The following is a 17072-nucleotide window of genomic DNA, read 5'->3' as shown; positions in this document are numbered from 1 at the left end:
ACGGCACGAGAGACCTCCCTGCTCGGCGGGCTGCTCGCGCGCGGCGTCGTCGCCGAGGAGCTGTTCGAGGATCCGCCCGGTCTCACCCCGCACCCCCGCGAGGCGCATCTCGTGGAGAAGGCCGTCGACAAGCGCAAGCGCGAGTTCACCTCGGCGCGGCACTGCGCCCGACTCGCGATGGGGCGGCTCGGACTCGAGCCCGGTCCGATCCTGCGCGGCGAGATGGGATCGCCGGTGTGGCCGGGCGGCGTCGTCGGCTCGCTCACGCACTGCGACGGCTATCGCGCCGCCGCCGTGGGCTACGCGTTGCAGGTCCGCTCGGTGGGCATCGACGCGGAACCGCACGAACCGCTGCCGGACGGCGTGCTGAAAGCCGTGAGCATCGAGGCCGAGCGTGAGGTCCTGGCCACCCGCACCGACGACGAGGTGCAGTGGGACAAATTGCTGTTCTGCGCGAAGGAGGCGACGTACAAGGCCTGGTACCCGCTGACCGGGCGGTGGCTCGGATTCGAGGACGCGCACATCACCTTCGAGCGCGATGCCGACTCGGCGGGACGCTCGACCGTCACCGGTACCTTCCGCTCCCGGCTGCTGGTCCCCGGCGACACCACCAGCGGCGCACCGCTCACCTCCTTCGACGGACGCTGGGCCGTCTCCGACGGCCTCGTCGTCACTGCGATCACGGTCTTCTGACGGCCGGCCTCCGGCCTTCCCGCGATCTTCTGACAGACTTCTCCCTCGTGCCAGCTCACCCCAAACCCCCCACAGGACTCGACGGCGCCGGACTTCTGGTGGTGGACAAGAGTGGCGGAGTCACCAGCCACGACGTCGTCTCCGCCTGTCGCAAGGCCTTGAAGACGCGCCGCATCGGACACGCCGGCACGCTCGATCCCATGGCGACGGGGGTGCTGGTGCTCGGTGTCGAGCGAGCGACCAAGATGCTGGGTCTGCTCTCGCTGACCACCAAGGAGTACACCGCGACCGTCCGCCTCGGAGCCGCCACCACCACCGACGACGCCGAGGGCGAGACGGTGTCGACGGCGGACACGAGTGCGGTGACGGACTCCGGGATCGACGAGGCCGTCGCCGCGCTGACCGGGAAGATCAGTCAGGTCCCGTCGAGTGTCAGCGCCATCAAGGTGGACGGCAAGCGCGCCCACGCTCTCGTTCGGGAGGGCGAGGACGTCGTGCTCGAACCGCGCACGGTCACCGTCTCCCGCTTCGACGTCCTGGAGCGTCGCCGGGGGAGCGACGTGATCGATCTGGACGTCCACGTCGAGTGCACGTCCGGGACCTACGTGCGGGCGCTCGCGCGAGACCTGGGTGCGTCCCTGGGCGTCGGCGGCCACCTGACCGCGTTGCGGCGCACCCGGGTCGGACCGTTCACGTTGGAGCACGCCCGCACTCTCGACGAGGTGCGGGACGACCCGCACGTGAGCCTCGACATCGACGCTGCCGCTCGCACGGCGTTCCCGCACCGGACGGTCACGTCGGACGAGGCCGAATCGTTGAGCCAGGGACGCTGGCTCGACCCGATCGGGATGCCCGGCATCTACGCGGCACTGGACGAGAACGGCCACACCATCGCCCTGGTGCAGGAACGCGGCAAGCGGGCCAGCACCGTGATGGTCGTGCGGCCGGCCACGCTGCGCCCCTGAGTTCGTCCGGGGCGGTCCGGCGTCAGTCCGTGGTCATCCAGATCGCCTCGGCGGCAACATGACCCAGGTCGAGTACCGTGTCGGCCACCTGCACGGCCACGGTCCCGGCGAAGTCGCGGCGCTCGACCATCGTGATCGACAGGTCGAGGGTGATGCCGATGGAATCGAAGTACCGCAACATGTCCGGATCCGAGTCGGAGATGCGGGTGACGTGGCCCTTCTGGCCCGCGACGAAATCGCTGAGCGGTACCGCCGGCGGCGCGGGAATGGTGCCGTCGATGGTAGGGATGGGATCACCGTGCGGGTCGCGTGACGGCCGACCGAGTTTGGCGTCGATGCGCTCGACGAGCAGGTCCGACACCGCGTGTTCGAGCACCTCGGCCTCGTCGTGCACCTCGTCCCAGCCGTAGCTCATCTCCTCGACCAGCCAGGTCTCGATGAGCCGATGCCTGCGGACCATGCCGATGGCGGCGCGCCGCCCGGCCTCGGTGAGTGTGATGGACCCGTAGCGGGCGTGGTCGACGAGGCCCTGATCGGCGAGTTTGCGTACGGCCTCGGAGACCGTGGACGGCGAGACGCACATCCGGGAGGCGAGCATCTTGGTGCTCACCGGCTCGTCGGAGTACTCGCTCGCGGTCCAGATGACCTTGAGGTAGTCCTGCGCGACGGTGGAGAGGGCAGGGGCTGGCACGCCGACAGCTTAGCCGTCGGTGCGCCGGACGTGACCGGTCGATCGTCGGCCCGTAGGCTCCTGGTCGTGGAGAGATGGCGAGGTCTCGACGATGTCCCGGCCGACTGGGGCAGATGTGTTCTGACGATCGGCGTGTTCGACGGCGTACACCGCGGCCACGCCCAATTGATCGACCGCGCCGTGACATCGGCGGCGGCACGCGGAGTGCCGAGTGTGCTCATGACCTTCGATCCGCATCCGATGGAAGTGGTGCGTCCGGGCAGTCACCCGGCCCAGCTGACCACCCTCACCCGGCGTGCCGAACTGGCCGAGGAACTGGGCATCGACGTCTTCTGCGTCATGCCTTTCACGCCGGAGTTCATGAAGCTCACCCCCGATCGCTACATCCACGACATCCTCGTCGAGCGGCTGCACGCCGCCGAGGTCGTGGTGGGGGAGAACTTCACGTTCGGCAAGAAGGCCGCCGGCAACGTCGATCTGCTCCGGTCCGCCGGCACGCGGTTCGGGTTCGCGGTCGACGGTGTCACTCTGCTGGCCGAGGAGTCGGTCACGTTCTCCTCCACCTACATTCGCGCCTGCGTCGACGCCGGTGACGTCGCGGCCGCCGCCGACGCGCTCGGTCGACCCCACCGAGTCGAGGGCGTGGTGGTGCACGGTGACGGCCGTGGCCGCACCATCGGCTACCCCACGGCCAACGTCAAGCCGCCCATGCACGCCGCCATCCCGGCGGACGGGGTGTACGCGTCGTGGTTCACGGTGCTCGGACCCGGACCGATCATGGGTACCGTGACTCCCGGAAAGCGTTGTCGCGCAGCGGTGTCGGTGGGGACCAATCCCACGTTCTCGGGACGCACCCGCACGGTGGAGGCGTTCGTCCTGGACGGCGACGCCGATCTCTACGGGCAGCACGTCGCGGTGGACTTCGTCGAGCGTCTGCGCGGCATGGAGGCCTTCGCCTCGGTGGACGAGCTGATCGCGCAGATGGATCTCGACGTCGACCGTACCCGCGACATCCTCGCCGCCCTGGACGCCTGAATGAAGAGGTGTCGTTCGGGCCTCGGCCACTGAGGTAGGATGGACGACTGTTGTTCGCTGCGGTCCGCGGCGGCTGCAACACCGCGCCCTCGGGTGCGGCACCATCCACGCGCGGACGGCACTGCATCAGGAGTTTCACTGTGGCTTTGACCACCGAACAGAAGAAGCAGATCCTCGGCGAGTACGGCGTCCACGAGACGGACACCGGATCGCCGGAAGCCCAGGTGGCGATGCTCACCAAGCGCATCCAGGATCTCACCGAGCATCTCAAGGTGCACAAGCACGATCACCACTCGCGTCGCGGCCTGCTGCTGCTCGTGGGTCGTCGTCGTCGTCTGCTCAAGTACGTGCAGAAGGTCGATGTCGCGCGGTACCGCTCGCTCATCGAGCGTCTGGGACTGCGTCGATAATTTCCGTCATGGTTCACGCGATCGCGCCGGCGAGGCAGCCCACGGCTGTTCCTCGTCGGCCGTTCGTCGTGGACCGGTAGTGTCACAGCAGTACTCCCTCTCCGGGAGTGCACAGCACCACAGGTAGGCCGCCGACTCGGCGGTGAGCACCATCAGCCGTTCGCCCCCGACACACGTCGCGGTGTCGGTCTTCGGTAGTGGTCTCTCGGTTTCCGGACGCGCGGAGCGCGACCCGGCCCGGGGGACTTCGATCGTGGGCCGCCTCCGCTCGCACGTCGACTCGGGGACGCCGCACCGGACCACCGGGTTCGAGTGCGCGCCCGGGTGGGCACGGCGAAGACGAGAGGACGAGAAGACTTCCATGTCAGAGACAACCACGAACACCGCCGCGGCCACCGAGGTCGACGAGGGCGTGTTCGAGACCACCGCCGTCATCGACAACGGGTCGTACGGCACCCGCACCATCCGCTTCGAGACCGGCCGGCTGGCCAAGCAGGCCGCCGGCGCCGTCGTCGCATACCTGGACGACGAGACCATGCTGCTCTCGGCCACCAGCGCCTCGAAGCACCCCAAGGACCACTTCGACTTCTTCCCGCTCACGGTGGACGTCGAGGAGCGGATGTACGCCGCCGGCCGCATCCCCGGATCGTTCTTCCGTCGTGAGGGACGCCCCAGCACCGACGCCATCCTGACCTGTCGCCTGATCGACCGGCCGCTGCGTCCGACGTTCGTCGACGGACTGCGCAACGAGATCCAGGTCGTCATCACCGTGATGAGCCTCGATCCGAAGGACCTGTACGACGTCGTGGCCATCAACGCCGCGTCGGCGTCCACCCAGCTCGCGGGCCTGCCGTTCTCCGGCCCCATCGGCGGCGTCCGTGTCGCCCTGATCGACAAGCAGTGGGTCGCGTTCCCCACCAACGAGCAGCTCGAGAAGGCCGTGTTCAACATGGTCGTCGCCGGCCGCGTCGTCTCGGGCACCGGTGCGGACGCCGATGTCGCGATCATGATGGTCGAGGCCGAGGCGACCGAGAAGGTCATCGCCCTCATCGAGGACGGCGCGCAGGCGCCCACCGAGGCCATCGTGGCCGAGGGCCTCGAAGCAGCGAAGCCGTTCATCGCATCGCTGTGCGAGGCGCAGAAGCAGCTCGCCACGGCGGCCGCCAAGCCCACCGGCGACTTCCCGCTCTTCCCCGCGTACCAGTCCGACGTGTTCGAGGCTGTCGAGGGTGCGGCTCAGATCCCGCTCAACGAGGCGCTCACCATCGCCGGCAAGACCGAGCGCGAGAGCAAGCTCGACGAGGTCAAGAATCAGATCCTCACCAGCGTGGGCGACCGGTTCGAGGGCCGCGAGAAGGAGATCGGCGCAGCGTTCCGCTCGCTGACCAAGAAGCTCGTGCGTCAGCGCATCCTGCGGGACCAGTTCCGCATCGACGGCCGCGGCATCACGGACATCCGTGAGCTCTCCGCCGAGGTCGCCGTCATCCCGCGCGCCCACGGCAGCGCGTTGTTCGAGCGTGGCGAGACCCAGATCCTGGGCGTCACCACCCTCGACATGGTCAAGATGGCCCAGCAGATCGACTCGCTCGGACCCGAGACCAGCAAGCGCTACATGCACCACTACAACTTCCCGCCGTACTCCACCGGCGAGACCGGACGCGTCGGATCGCCGAAGCGTCGCGAGATCGGCCACGGAGCCCTCGCGGAGCGCGCGCTGCTCCCCGTGCTCCCCAGCCAGGAGGAGTTCCCCTACGCCATCCGTCAGGTCTCGGAGGCGCTCAGCTCCAACGGCTCCACGTCGATGGGCTCGGTCTGTGCGTCGACGCTGGGCATGCTCAACGCCGGTGTGCCGCTGAAGGCACCGGTCGCCGGCATCGCCATGGGTCTGGTCTCCGACCAGGTCGACGGTGAGACCCGCTACGTCGCCCTCACCGACATTCTCGGTGCGGAGGACGCGTTCGGCGACATGGACTTCAAGGTCGCCGGCACCCGCGAGTTCGTCACCGCCCTGCAGTTGGACACGAAGCTCGACGGCATCCCGTCGCAGGTTCTGGCCGGTGCGCTGTCGCAGGCCAAGGACGCGCGCGTCACGATCCTCGACGTCATGGCCGAGGCCATCGACGCTCCGGACGAGATGAGCCCGTACGCACCGCGCGTCACCGCGATCAAGGTCCCCGTGGACAAGATCGGCGAGGTCATCGGGCCCAAGGGCAAGATGATCAACTCGATCACCGAGCAGACCGGCGCCAACATCTCGATCGAGGATGACGGCACCGTCTACGTCGGTGCTGCGGACGGCCCGTCCGCACAGGCTGCGATCGACATGATCAACGCCATCGCGAACCCGCAGCTGCCCAAGGTCGGCGAGCGGTTCCTCGGAACCGTCGTCAAGACCACGGCATTCGGCGCGTTCGTCTCGCTGCTCCCCGGTCGTGACGGCCTGGTGCACATCTCCAAGCTGGGCAGCGGCAAGCGCATCAACAAGGTCGAGGACGTCGTCAGCGTCGGATCGAAGCTCCGCGTGGAGATCGCCGACATCGACAACCGCGGCAAGATCAGCCTCGTCCCGGTCGAGGACGACGCGGCAGCCGCTGCGCCGGCCGACGATCAGGTCGCCACCTCCGACGAGGTCAGCGCTGAGTAAGAAGTACACGAACGCGGCGGCGCGGTCTGCGGAGCTCTCGGGCTCCCGGCCGCGCCGCCGTGTGCGTACACCCGAACCGTCCGGCGTCCGCCGCACGGTGTTGCCGGGCGGCGTCCGAGTCGTCACGGAGTTCGTTCCCGGCGTGCGGTCCGCCTCGGTCGGCGTCTGGGTCGCCGTCGGTTCGCGCGACGAGGGCCGGACCGTCGCCGGTGCCGCGCACTTCCTCGAGCACCTGCTGTTCAAGGCCACCCCCACCCGTACGGCTCTGGACATCGCGCAGGTGATGGACGGAGTCGGCGGCGAGCTCAACGCGTTCACGTCCAAGGAGCACACGTGCTTCTACGCGCACGTGCTCGACGAGGACCTGCACCTCGGACTCGACCTGGTGGCGGACGTGGTGCTCCGCGGTCGCTGCCGCGCCGAGGACGTCGATGTCGAACGCCAGGTGGTGCTCGAGGAGATCTCGATGCGCGACGACGACCCCGAGGACCTGCTCGGTGACGCCTTCCTCACCGCGCTGTTCGGTGACCACCCCATCGGTCGTCCCGTCATCGGATCGGTGGAGTCCATCGAGTCCATGACGCGGAATCAGCTGCACTCGTTCCACACTCGGCGCTACACCCCGCCGCGCATGGTGGTGGCGGTCGCCGGCAACGTCGACCACGACGACGTGGTGGCGGGGGTCCGTCGCAGTTTCGCCGACCGGATCGCCGGTGCCGCCGAACCGGCACCGCGGCGTGGGGGAGCGGGCCGCATCACCGCGCGCCCGGCCCTGAGCCTGACGACGCGGGACAGTGAACAGGCGCACCTGTGCCTGGGCGTGCGGGCGTTCGGACGCCACGAGGGTCATCGGTGGGCGTTGTCGGTTCTGAACACCGCCATCGGTGGAGGGCTCAGTTCGCGTCTGTTCCAAGAGATCCGGGAGGAGCGCGGTCTCGCGTACTCGGTGTACTCGTCGGTGGACACGTTCTCCGACACGGGTGCGTTCTCGGTGTACGCCGGATGCCAGCCCGAGAATCTCGGCGAGGTCACCTCGGTGATCCGCGACGTGCTCGCGTCGGTGGCCACCGACGGCATCACGGACGCGGAGTGCGCTCGCGCGAAGGGGAGCATGCGCGGGGGACTGGTTCTCGGACTGGAGGATTCCGGATCGAGAATGAACCGGATCGGTCGCAGCGAGCTCAACTACGGCGACCACAGGTCGGTGGAGGAGACGCTCGCGCGCATCGATCAGGTGACCAACGACGAGGTCCGCGACGTCGCCCGGACCCTGCTGGCGCGGCCCATGGCGGCCGCCGTGGTCGGGCCGTTCTCGAAGGTGACGAAGCTCCCGGCCTCGGTACGCGGAGCCGTGGCCGGGAGCTGAGGCGTCTCAGGCCAGGTGAACGGTGGCCATCGCCTTGTGGCCGAGGATGCGCTTGCCCTTGTAGCGGGCGTCGATGGAGACCACCGCAGTCCGGGTCGCCTCGTCCTTCGACTTCACCGTGCCGTCGATGACGATCTCCGACTTGGACACCGGGTCGACCATGACGGGGCTGGTGAAGCGCACGGTGCAGTCCTTCAGGGCACCCGGGTCGCCGAGCCACTCGGACACGAAGCCGGTGCCGAGGCCCATGGTGAGCATGCCGTGGGCGACGACGGTGTCGAGCTCGAGCAGCGACGCGAAGTGGTCGCTCCAGTGCACGGGGTTGTTGTCGCCGACCACGCCCGCGTAGTTCACGAGATCGCCGCGCGAGAGCAGCACCGTCCTGGTGGGCAGTGCGTCGCCGACCGCCACGTCCTCGAAGCGCCGACGGGCATGGCCGGTGTGCGGGACGACGACGGGCGGGGCGTAGACCGTCTCGAGGTCGTCACCGCCGGGATTGACGTCGGCCACCTCGTCGGACGTGGACAGGGTGAACATGCCGTTCATGACCATGCCGCGCGCGACGTCCGCGATGCTGTCGTCGCCGTCGTCGGCGCGCCCGATGAGCAGTGTGGTGTACGTGATCTGCGCCAGCTCGTTGCGCTGGTTGGTGATGACGGTCTTGGTCACCATCATGTCGCGGCCGACGACCGTGCGGAAGGAGTCGAGCGAGACGTCGCACGTGAGCCGGTCGCCCGCCAGGATCGGCGCGAAGTACTCGGCATGCTGGTCTGTCTGCAGCATCCGGCTGAGGTCGTATCCGGTGGCGATGCGCTCGAGCAGCTTCTGCTGGGCGATGATGCCGACCAGCGAGAAGAACGTGGGCGGCGCCATCAGCGCCGGATAGCCGACCTCGAGTGCGCCCTCCTCGGTCCAGTGGACCGGATGGAAGTCGCGGACGGCTTTCGCGTACTCCCGCACCTTCTCGCGGCCGACCTCGTAGTAGTCGTCGGCGCGGTAGTGGTAGCCCACCATGTCCAGCGCATGCTGCGCCGGGTCGAACGTGGTGTCGCTCGCGACGGCGTCGGTGGCCAGGATCTCGGCAGTCATGACGGCAACCTATCCCCGGCGACGAGCGCTGTGCAGTGCCAACGGAGTTCTCCGGGCTGATCACAGAAAAGCGACTTCGAGATTGTTATACGCACCCAATGCTGATCGGCATGCGGAGAATCAGGCCCCGAGGCTCTTCCTCATCCTCGTGAACGATCGGGCGTTGTTCATCGCCAGGACGGCGACGACGTCGTCCGCTCGCTCGTACACGGCGACGAACGAGCCGGCCTCCGGGTCGCCCTCGACCACGCGCACGGAATCGGTCGACTGGCGACGGCCGGCGAACTGGATGCGAGAGCCGTACTGGTCCGACCAGAAATACGGAACACCGGACGGCGCGGGCTGCGCCCCCACGATCGACCGCGCCACTCGCCGAGCCTGGGTGACCGCGTGCGACCAGTGTTCGCTGCGATGGTGGTCCTGCAGCACCTCGTCGAACGCGCGAGCGCAGTCCCCGATCGCGTAGACGCCCGGAACGGTGGTGCGGCACTGCGCGTCGGTGACGAAACCGCCGTCGACGGCGAGGCCGGACGCTGCCGCCCACTCCGTGTTGGGGATCGATCCGATTCCGATCACCACGACGTCGGCGGGCAGTACCGTCCCGTCCCCGAGCAGGACGGAGGTGACGGCCCCGTCGCGGCCCTCGAGAGAGTCGACGGCGGCGCCGAGCAGGAGGGTCACGCCGTTCGCACGATGCAGATCGACGCAGACCTCCGCCATCGTCAGGCCGAGCGGGCCGGACAGGGGAGCGGTGGACGCCTCGACGATGGTGACGGAGATGCCGAGGCCGGCGGCCGTGGAGGCCACCTCGGCTCCGATGAATCCCGCGCCGATCACCACCATGGTGGTCGCCGTGGCCAGCGACGAGCGCAGTGCGGCGGCGTCGTCCAACGTGCGCAGCGTGTGAACGCCGCGGAGGTCGTCGGCGCCCAGCAGGGTCCGTGCGCGCGCGCCGGTCGCGATGACGACGACGTCGGCACTCACCTCCCGCCCGTCCGCGAGCTCCACGCTCCGCCCGGTCATGCCGACAGCCGGTGTCCCGAGCACCCAGTCGACGTCGAGCGCATCGGGTTCGGGAACGAGCCACGGGTCGGGAGCCGATCCCTGCAGGAAGGCCTTGGAGAGGGGCGGGCGATCGTACGGCAGGTGGGGCTCGTCGCCGACGACGGTGACGCGACCCGTGAACCCGTCCTCGCGGAGAGCGGTCGCGACGGTCGAGCCCGCGAGCGACGCCCCGACGACCAGGACGGAGTTCACCGTCTCGACGTCGGGCCTGTCGGGGGTCGTCACGAGCCGGGGAGGTCGAGCACGACCGCGCCGTCGACGACGTGCACCGCATAGGTTCGAACGGGAGTCTTCGCCGGTGTGCCCGAGGGCGCGCCGGTCCGCAGATCGAAGCACGACTCGTGGAGCGGGCACTCGACCGCGCAGTTCTCCACCCATCCGTCGGCGAGCGAGGCGTCCTGGTGTGTGCACGTGTCGTCGATCGCGAAGAGGCCCTCCTCGGTGTGGAAGACGGAGATCGCGGTGTGACCCGGCGGGGTGACGGTGGCGACCTCGCCGACGGGGAGGGCCGATGCGAAGCAGACGGCGACGCGATGAACGGTGTCCGGCATGATGCCTCCCGCAAGTGTGACGGTGTTGCGTCGATCGCAACTGTGATCGATCTGCGCAACAGGATGCACCAGGACGATCCACCACGTCAATCGCTGCACCGGTGTGTCGAACCACAGCGTGCCGGGTTGACAGCCCGGCCCGGGGCGTCGAGTCTGTGTTGCGTAAACCACCCATCGTTGCGCTGATCGCAACAGGTCCCAGGGGGACGCTCGTGACACCTCGTATCGTCGTCATCGGCGCCGGCATCGTCGGGACCTCCCTGGCGGACGAACTGACCGCCCGTGGGTGGACTGACGTCACCGTGCTCGACCAGGGGCCGCTGTTCTCCACCGGCGGATCCACCTCGCACGCCCCCGGGCTGGTGTTCCAGACGAATCCCTCGCGCTCCATGGCCCACTTCGCGGCCTACACGGCCGACAAGTTCCGCGCACTCACGCACGACGACGGGCCGTGCTTCGACACGCTCGGCGGCCTCGAGATCGCGACGACCGAAGCTCGGTGGACGGATCTGCAACGCAAGGCCGGGTGGGCGCGCTCGTGGGGCATCGAGGGACGGCTCGTCGACGCCGCGGCCGCAGCGGCTCTGCACCCGCTCGTGGACCCGGACGTCGTGCTCGGCGCGTTCCACACTCCGAGCGACGGTCTCGCCCGGGCGGTGCGGGCCGCCGAGATGCAGGCGCGTGCGGCGCAGGCCCGCGGGGCGGTGTTCCGGGGGGACAGTCCGGTGACCGAGATCCTCCAGGCGAGTGGACGTGTGACCGGAGTGCGGACCCCGCACGGCGACGTGCCGGCGGACATCGTCGTGTCGGCCGCGGGCTTCTGGGGTGCCGAGCTCGGGCGCACGGTGGGACTCACGGTTCCCCTGGTCCCGATGGCGCACCAGTACGCCTACACCGGACAGATCGAGGCGCTGGTCGGCCGGAACACCGGTGCGACGGACGCGGGTCTGCCGATCCTTCGTCATCAGGACGGCGACCTCTACTACCGGGAGCACGGGGATCGTCTCGGTATCGGCTACTACGGCCACGACCCGATGCCCGCGGACATGGGCGCGCTGTCGTGGGACGCGGACGGTGACGCGTCGTCCGTGGCGCCCCCACCGATGCCGTCGATGCTGCCGTTCACCGAGGACGATTTCGCGCCGGCCTGGCGTGAGTCCGCGAGAGTGCTTCCGGCGCTGCGGGAGTCGAAGGTCGAATCCGGATTCAACGGCATCTTCTCCTTCACTCCCGACGGTCACTCGATCGTCGGGGAGCACCGGGATCTGGCCGGCTTCTGGGTGGCGGAGGCGGTGTGGGTGACACACTCCGCCGGTATCGCGCGCGCTCTCGCCCAGACCCTGATCGACGGCGCCTCGGAGATCGACCTCCACGAGTCCGATCTGTATCGCTTCGAATCGGTCGAGCGCAGTCCCGCCTTCATCGCCGCGACCAGCGCGCAGGCGTTCGTGGAGGTGTACGACATCGTGCACCCCCGCCAGCAGCGCACGGCGCTGCGAGGACTGCGGCGCAGCCCGTTCCACGCCGCGGAGGTCGCGCTGGACGCCCGCTTCGTCCAGGGCGGAGGCTGGGAGCGCCCCGCCTGGTACGAGAGCAACGCGGGCGAACTCGCGGCGCTCCTCGAGACCGGGTTCCACCTTCCGGTCCGCGACGAGTGGTCCGCGCGTCACTTCTCCGACATCGCCGTGGCCGAGGCCGCGGTGACGAGGAGCCGGGTCGCGATGTACGACATGACACCGCTCACCCGGTACGACGTGGAAGGACCCGGCGCAGCCCACTTCCTGCAGCACCTCACCACCAACGACGTGGACACCGCGATCGGCCGTGTCACCTACACGCTGATGCTCGACGAGAGAGGCGGGATCCGCAGCGACCTCACGGTCGCGCGTCTCGGCGCCGATCACTATCGCGTCGGAGCGAACGGTCCACTCGACCTCGATGCGATGCTGCGCCGCGCCAGGACGGGAACGCCCGACGGTCCGGTGACGGTGCGGGACGTCACCGGAGCGACGTGTTGTGTCGGAGTGTGGGGTCCCCGTGCCCGCGCGATGGTGGCACCGCTGGCCGACGCGGATTTGGGACACAAGGCCTTCGGCTACTTCCGCGCCGTGCGGACGTACCTCGGTGCGATTCCCGTGATCATGATGCGGGTGTCGTACGTCGGCGAACTCGGGTGGGAGATCTACACCGACGCCGAGTACGGCGGCGCCCTGTGGGACCTGTTGTGGGAGGCCGGGTCCGACCACGGGGTGATCGCTGCCGGTCGGCTCGCGTTCGACAGCCTGCGACTCGAGAAGGGGTACCGCGCGTGGGGGCACGACATGACCTCCGAGGACACCCCGGCCGACGCGGGCGTCGAGTTCGCCGTCAAGGACGCCACGGACTTCGTCGGTCGGTCGGCCCTGGCCGCTCGGCCCGCGACGCGACGGCTGCGGACCCTCGTGTTCGACGACCCGGACGCCGTGGTGCTCGGGAAGGAGCCGGTCTCTCTCGACGGCACGGCCGTCGGGTACGTCACGAGCGCGGGATGGTCGGCGACCCTCGGGCGGTGCGTCGCGTACGCCTGGCTTCCGCTGGACACTCCACTCGGCACCGCGGTGTCGGTGACCTACTTCGCCGCCGCACTGGGTGCGACGGTGTCCGACGACGCGGTCGTCGATCCCGCCGGACAGCTGATCAGGAGATGAGCCACGTGAGCTACGACGTCATCGTCATCGGACTCGGCGGCATGGGCAGCGCCGCCGCCTTCCATCTGGCCGACCGCGGACAGCGGGTGCTGGGGCTCGAGAAATTCACTCCCGCCCACGACAAGGGATCGAGCCACGGCGGATCGCGGATCATCCGGCAGTCCTACTTCGAGGACCCGGCCTACGTCCCGCTCCTCCTGCGGTCCTACGAACTGTGGGACGAACTGAGGAGCATGTCCGGCAAAGAGGTGCATCGGATCACCGGAGGACTGTTCCTCGGGCGCGAGAGCTCGGTGACGTTCTCGGGCTCGCTGCTGGCGTCACGGCAATGGTCGCTGCCGCACGAGATCCTGGATGCCGCGCAGGTGCGCGAGGCGTTCCCCACCTTCGATCCCGACCCCGACGAGGTGGCACTGTTCGAGGCCGCCGCGGGTTTCGCGAGGCCCGAACTCACCGTTCAGGCCCATCTGGATCTCGCCGAGAACCGCGGTGCGACATTGCAGTTCGGTGAGACGGTGCTCGGCTGGGAGGAGTCGGGGGACGGCGTCACCGTCACCACCGACAAGGGGACCCACACGGCGGGCCAGGTGGTGATCTGCCCCGGTGCCTGGGCGCCGCAGTTGCTCGAGCAGTTCGCGGTACCGATCGTCGTCGAGCGCCAGGTACTGCACTGGTTCGGCGCGAGCGCCGGTACCGCCGCGTACGAGAACAACCCGATCTTCATCCACGAGGCCGCGGACGGTATGCAGGACTACGGTTTCCCGGCGATCGACGGTCCCGACGGCGGCGTCAAGGTGGCCTTCTTCCGCAAGGGCATCGAGTGCACGCCGGACACCATCGACCGTACGGTGCACCCGCACGAGATCGAGGCGATGCAGACCCGGGTGCGGCAGACGGTGCCCGGCCTCGACGGGCCGAGCGTGCACTCCGCGACGTGCATGTACTCCAACACTCCGGACGAGCACTTCGTCATCGCGCGGCACCCCGACGCCACCAACGTCACCGTCGCGTGCGGGTTCTCCGGCCACGGTTTCAAGTTCGTGCCCGTCGTCGGTGAGATCCTGGCCGACCTCGCGACCACCGGGACGACCGCGCACCCCATCACCCTCTTCGATCCCCGCCGATTGGTGACCGTATGACAAGCGCCGCGCCCCGCACTCAGTCGTTGATCCCCACTCTCCCCGGATCCTGGTACACCAGCGCGGAGACGTTTCTGGCCGAGCAGGAGCACGTGTTCGAGACGATGTGGTTCTGCGCCGTCCGCAGTGCCGATCTCGCGGCACCCGGCGCCTTCCGCCGCGTCGACGTGGGCCGCGAGAGCGTGCTGGTGGTGCGCGGGCGTGACGGGGTCCTGCGCGCGTTCCTCAACGTGTGCCGTCACCGCGGCGCACAGATCTGCACGGAGGAGTCGGGCCAGGTCAAGCGTAATCTGCAGTGTCCGTACCACGCCTGGACGTACGGGCTGGACGGGAAGCTCGTGGCCGCTCCCAATCTGTCCGCGTTGTCGGACGGGTCCGGTGCCCCGCTCGACCGTACGGAGTGGGGTCTGATCCCCGTCGCGCTCCGGGAGTGGCTCGGCTACGCGTGGCTGTGCCTTGCGGACGAGCCGCCGTCCTTCGAGGACGAGGTGATCGGCGCGGTCACCGAGCGGCTCGGCGACCCGACGGCCATCGACCGGTACGACATGCCGTCTCTCGAACTCGGTCGCCGCGAGGTCTACGACGTGGCGGCCAACTGGAAGCTGATCGTCGAGAACTTCATGGAGTGCTATCACTGCGCCACGATCCACCCGGAGCTGACCGAGGTCCTCCCCGAGTTCGCGGACGGGCTCGCGGCCCAGTACTTCGTCGGCCACGGTGCGGAGTTCGGCGCGGAGATCGACGGATTCACCGTGGACGGGTCCGCGGGGTTCGGCGCCCTGCCGACGCTCTCGGAGGATCAGGACCGGCGGTACTACGCCATCACGATCAAGCCGACCGTCTTCGTCAACCTGGTTCCCGACCACGTGATCCTGCACCGCATGTACCCGGTGTCCGCGGACCGCACCGTCGTCGAGTGCGACTGGCTGTACACGCGGGACGTCGTCGAGTCCGGCCGCGACGTCAGCCGATCGGTCGAGTTGTTCCATCGCGTCAACGTGCAGGATTTCGACGCATGTGAGCGAACCCAACCGGCGATGAGCTCACGGGCATACCGTGACGGTGGCGTTCTGGTGCCGGCCGAGCATCACATCGGGCTCTTCCACGACTGGCTGGCGGAACGCCTGCGGGAGGACGGGCGCCTGCAGGGGTGACCGATCGGTGAAAGGGTGGGGCAGTGAATCAACAGACCGAGCACGACGTCGATCCGACACTGTTCGAGCGCGTTCTCCTCATCGGGGGTGAGTGGGTCCCTGCCACCTCGGGGGAGACCCGAGACTGCATCGACCCCGCGACCGGTCGCGTCCTGGTGTCGGTCGACGAGGCCTCGCCGGACGACGCCCGCGCCGCCGTCGCCGCGGCCCGTGCCACCTTCGATCGCGGCGACTGGCCCGCAACCCCGGTCGCGGAACGCTGTGCGGTGCTCGACCGCGTGGCGGATCTCCTGCAGCGCGACAAGGAGCGACTGTCGGTCATCGAGACCCTCGACACCGGGAAGACGTTGGCGGAGAGCCGCATCGACATCGACGACGTCACCTCGGTGTTCCGGTACTACGCTCAGCTCGCCGCCGTCTCGAGCGATCGTCTCGTCGACGTGGGTGATCCTGCGGTCATCTCGCGCGTGGTGCACGAGCCGATCGGTGTCTGCGTGATGATCGCGCCCTGGAACTACCCTCTGCTGCAGATCTCGTGGAAGATCGCGCCTGCGCTGGCTGCCGGCTGCACGATGGTGCTCAAGCCGAGCGAGGTCACCCCGCTGAGCACCATCGCGTTCACCCACCTGCTGGAGGAAGCGGGGGTGCCGGACGGTGTCGTCAATCTGGTGCAGGGCAGCGGCGCGACCATCGGGCCGGCGCTCACGGACAATCCGGACGTCGACTTCGTGTCGTTCACCGGTGGACTGGCGACCGGCAGTGCGATCCTCGCGAGTGCCGCGCCGCACGTGACCAAGGTGGCGGTGGAACTCGGGGGCAAGAATCCGCACATCGTGTTCGCGGACGCCGCCGACGAGGACACGTTCGACGCCTCCGTCGACCAGGTGCTCACCGGCGTTTTCCTGCACTCCGGCCAGGTGTGTTCGGCCGGAACACGTCTCATCGTCGAGGACTCGGTGGCGGATCGGTTCGTCGACGAGATCGTGCGCCGCGCCGAAGCCATCCGGATGGGACCGGGAACGGATCCGTCCAGCGAGACGGGGCCACTGGTCTCCACGACTCAGCGCGACAAGATGGAGGCGTTCGTCGAGACCGCCCTCGCGGAGGGTGCAGTTCTGCGCACGGGCGGCCGCGCACCGTCCGATCCGGCTCTGGCGGACGGAAGTTACTTCCTGCCCACGGTGTTCGACCACTGCTCTCGTGAGATGGACATCGTGCAGCTCGAGACGTTCGGGCCCATACTGACCGTCGAACGGTTCACCACCGAGGAAGAGGCACTGCGACTGGGCAACGACACGGACTACGGTCTCGCGGCCGGTGTGCGCACCACCGATCCCGAACGCGGCGAACGCATGGTGCGCGGGCTGCGACACGGAACTGTGTGGCTCAACGACTTCGGGTACTACACGGCCGCGGCCGAGTGGGGCGGTTTCAAGAAGTCGGGCAACGGGCGCGAACTCGGGCCCGCGGGACTCCACGAGTACCAGGAGACCAAGCACATCTGGAACAACACCGCAGCACCTCGGGCGGACTGGTTCGGCACCACCACCAGCTAGTTTCTTCCATTCTCACGTGAGCGAGGC

Annotated in this window: 14 protein-coding genes; 10 read left to right on the top strand and 4 right to left on the bottom strand. The window is 68.7% G+C overall.

Annotated elements, in window-relative coordinates:
- Nucleotides 1-18: 18 nt before the first annotated feature.
- Nucleotides 19-693, top strand: a complete 675-nt coding sequence (locus tag ASG69_RS12015; RefSeq protein WP_056445312.1) for a 4'-phosphopantetheinyl transferase family protein — start codon at nt 19-21, stop codon at nt 691-693.
- A gap of 47 nt (nt 694-740) precedes the next feature.
- A complete protein-coding gene (gene truB / locus ASG69_RS12010) occupies nt 741-1658 on the top strand; it encodes a tRNA pseudouridine(55) synthase TruB (RefSeq protein WP_056444968.1) in 918 nt (305 codons plus the stop codon).
- A 22-nt stretch (nt 1659-1680) separates the two neighbouring features.
- On the opposite strand, the gene ASG69_RS12005 is transcribed toward truB, so the two are convergent.
- Nucleotides 1681-2349, bottom strand: a complete 669-nt coding sequence (locus ASG69_RS12005) for a metal-dependent transcriptional regulator (protein ID WP_056444966.1) — start codon at nt 2347-2349, stop codon at nt 1681-1683.
- A gap of 66 nt (nt 2350-2415) precedes the next feature.
- Here ASG69_RS12005 and ASG69_RS12000 point away from each other — a divergent pair, with 66 nt between their 5' ends.
- The 4 genes from ASG69_RS12000 to ASG69_RS11985 all read left to right on the top strand — a co-directional run bounded on the left by ASG69_RS12000 (nt 2416) and on the right by ASG69_RS11985 (nt 7804).
- Complete coding sequence (locus ASG69_RS12000; RefSeq protein WP_156380500.1) at nt 2416-3384, top strand: bifunctional riboflavin kinase/FAD synthetase; 969 nt, start codon at nt 2416-2418, stop codon at nt 3382-3384.
- 140 nt (nt 3385-3524) lie between these two features.
- Complete coding sequence (gene rpsO, locus ASG69_RS11995) at nt 3525-3794, top strand: 30S ribosomal protein S15 (RefSeq protein WP_027505086.1); 270 nt, start codon at nt 3525-3527, stop codon at nt 3792-3794.
- 361 nt (nt 3795-4155) lie between these two features.
- Entirely contained in the window at nt 4156-6438 is a 2283-nt protein-coding gene (locus tag ASG69_RS11990; protein WP_056445309.1) for a polyribonucleotide nucleotidyltransferase, read from the top strand.
- A 61-nt stretch (nt 6439-6499) separates the two neighbouring features.
- Nucleotides 6500-7804, top strand: coding sequence for a M16 family metallopeptidase (locus ASG69_RS11985; RefSeq protein ID WP_051613192.1), 1305 nt, complete (start codon nt 6500-6502; stop codon nt 7802-7804).
- Between the two features lie 6 nt (nt 7805-7810).
- Here ASG69_RS11985 and ASG69_RS11980 read toward each other — a convergent pair whose 3' ends face one another.
- The 3 genes from ASG69_RS11980 to ASG69_RS11970 form a co-directional block, all read right to left on the bottom strand.
- A complete protein-coding gene (locus ASG69_RS11980; RefSeq protein ID WP_056444959.1) occupies nt 7811-8893 on the bottom strand; it encodes a fused (3R)-hydroxyacyl-ACP dehydratase subunits HadA/HadB in 1083 nt (360 codons plus the stop codon).
- Nucleotides 8894-9013: 120 nt separating this feature from the next.
- The gene (locus tag ASG69_RS11975) at nt 9014-10183 is read right to left on the bottom strand and encodes an NAD(P)/FAD-dependent oxidoreductase (protein WP_056444955.1); all 1170 of its coding nucleotides are present in this window, start codon (nt 10181-10183) and stop codon (nt 9014-9016) included.
- Nucleotides 10180-10509, bottom strand: coding sequence for a bifunctional 3-phenylpropionate/cinnamic acid dioxygenase ferredoxin subunit (locus ASG69_RS11970; protein WP_056445305.1), 330 nt, complete (start codon nt 10507-10509; stop codon nt 10180-10182). Before ASG69_RS11970 ends, ASG69_RS11975 begins: the two co-directional genes overlap by 4 nt.
- 212 nt (nt 10510-10721) lie before the next feature.
- On the opposite strand from ASG69_RS11970, the gene ASG69_RS11965 reads away from it, so the two are divergent.
- Genes ASG69_RS11965 through ASG69_RS11950 form a run of 4 tightly spaced genes read left to right on the top strand, consistent with a single transcriptional unit; the run spans nt 10722 to nt 17045 of the window.
- Nucleotides 10722-13196 (top strand): GcvT family protein, encoded by a 2475-nt coding sequence (locus ASG69_RS11965; protein WP_082544491.1) that lies wholly within the window; start codon nt 10722-10724, stop codon nt 13194-13196.
- Complete coding sequence (gene solA / locus ASG69_RS11960) at nt 13193-14335, top strand: N-methyl-L-tryptophan oxidase (protein WP_027505093.1); 1143 nt, start codon at nt 13193-13195, stop codon at nt 14333-14335. The genes ASG69_RS11965 and solA overlap by 4 nt, the downstream gene beginning before the upstream one ends.
- Entirely contained in the window at nt 14332-15489 is a 1158-nt protein-coding gene (locus tag ASG69_RS11955) for an aromatic ring-hydroxylating oxygenase subunit alpha (RefSeq protein ID WP_056444954.1), read from the top strand. The genes solA and ASG69_RS11955 overlap by 4 nt, the downstream gene beginning before the upstream one ends.
- 23 nt (nt 15490-15512) lie before the next feature.
- Nucleotides 15513-17045 (top strand): aldehyde dehydrogenase family protein, encoded by a 1533-nt coding sequence (locus tag ASG69_RS11950; protein ID WP_056444951.1) that lies wholly within the window; start codon nt 15513-15515, stop codon nt 17043-17045.
- The last annotated feature ends 27 nt before the right edge of the window (nt 17046-17072 follow it).

Source organism: Rhodococcus sp. Leaf225, assembly GCF_001426145.1.
Classification (GTDB): domain Bacteria; phylum Actinomycetota; class Actinomycetes; order Mycobacteriales; family Mycobacteriaceae; genus Rhodococcoides.
This window is presented reverse-complemented; position numbering and strand designations above follow the sequence as displayed.

Excerpts from the sequence above, each read along its gene's own strand:
- solA (WP_027505093.1), top strand. The coding sequence starts at position 13,193 with ATGAGCCACGTGAGCTACGACGTCATCGTCATCGGACTCGGCGGCATG.
- ASG69_RS11980 (WP_056444959.1), bottom strand. The coding sequence starts at position 8,893 with ATGACTGCCGAGATCCTGGCCACCGACGCCGTCGCGAGCGACACCACG.
- ASG69_RS11990 (WP_056445309.1), top strand. The coding sequence starts at position 4,156 with ATGTCAGAGACAACCACGAACACCGCCGCGGCCACCGAGGTCGACGAG.
- ASG69_RS11955 (WP_056444954.1), top strand. The coding sequence starts at position 14,332 with ATGACAAGCGCCGCGCCCCGCACTCAGTCGTTGATCCCCACTCTCCCC.
- ASG69_RS11970 (WP_056445305.1), bottom strand. The coding sequence starts at position 10,509 with ATGCCGGACACCGTTCATCGCGTCGCCGTCTGCTTCGCATCGGCCCTC.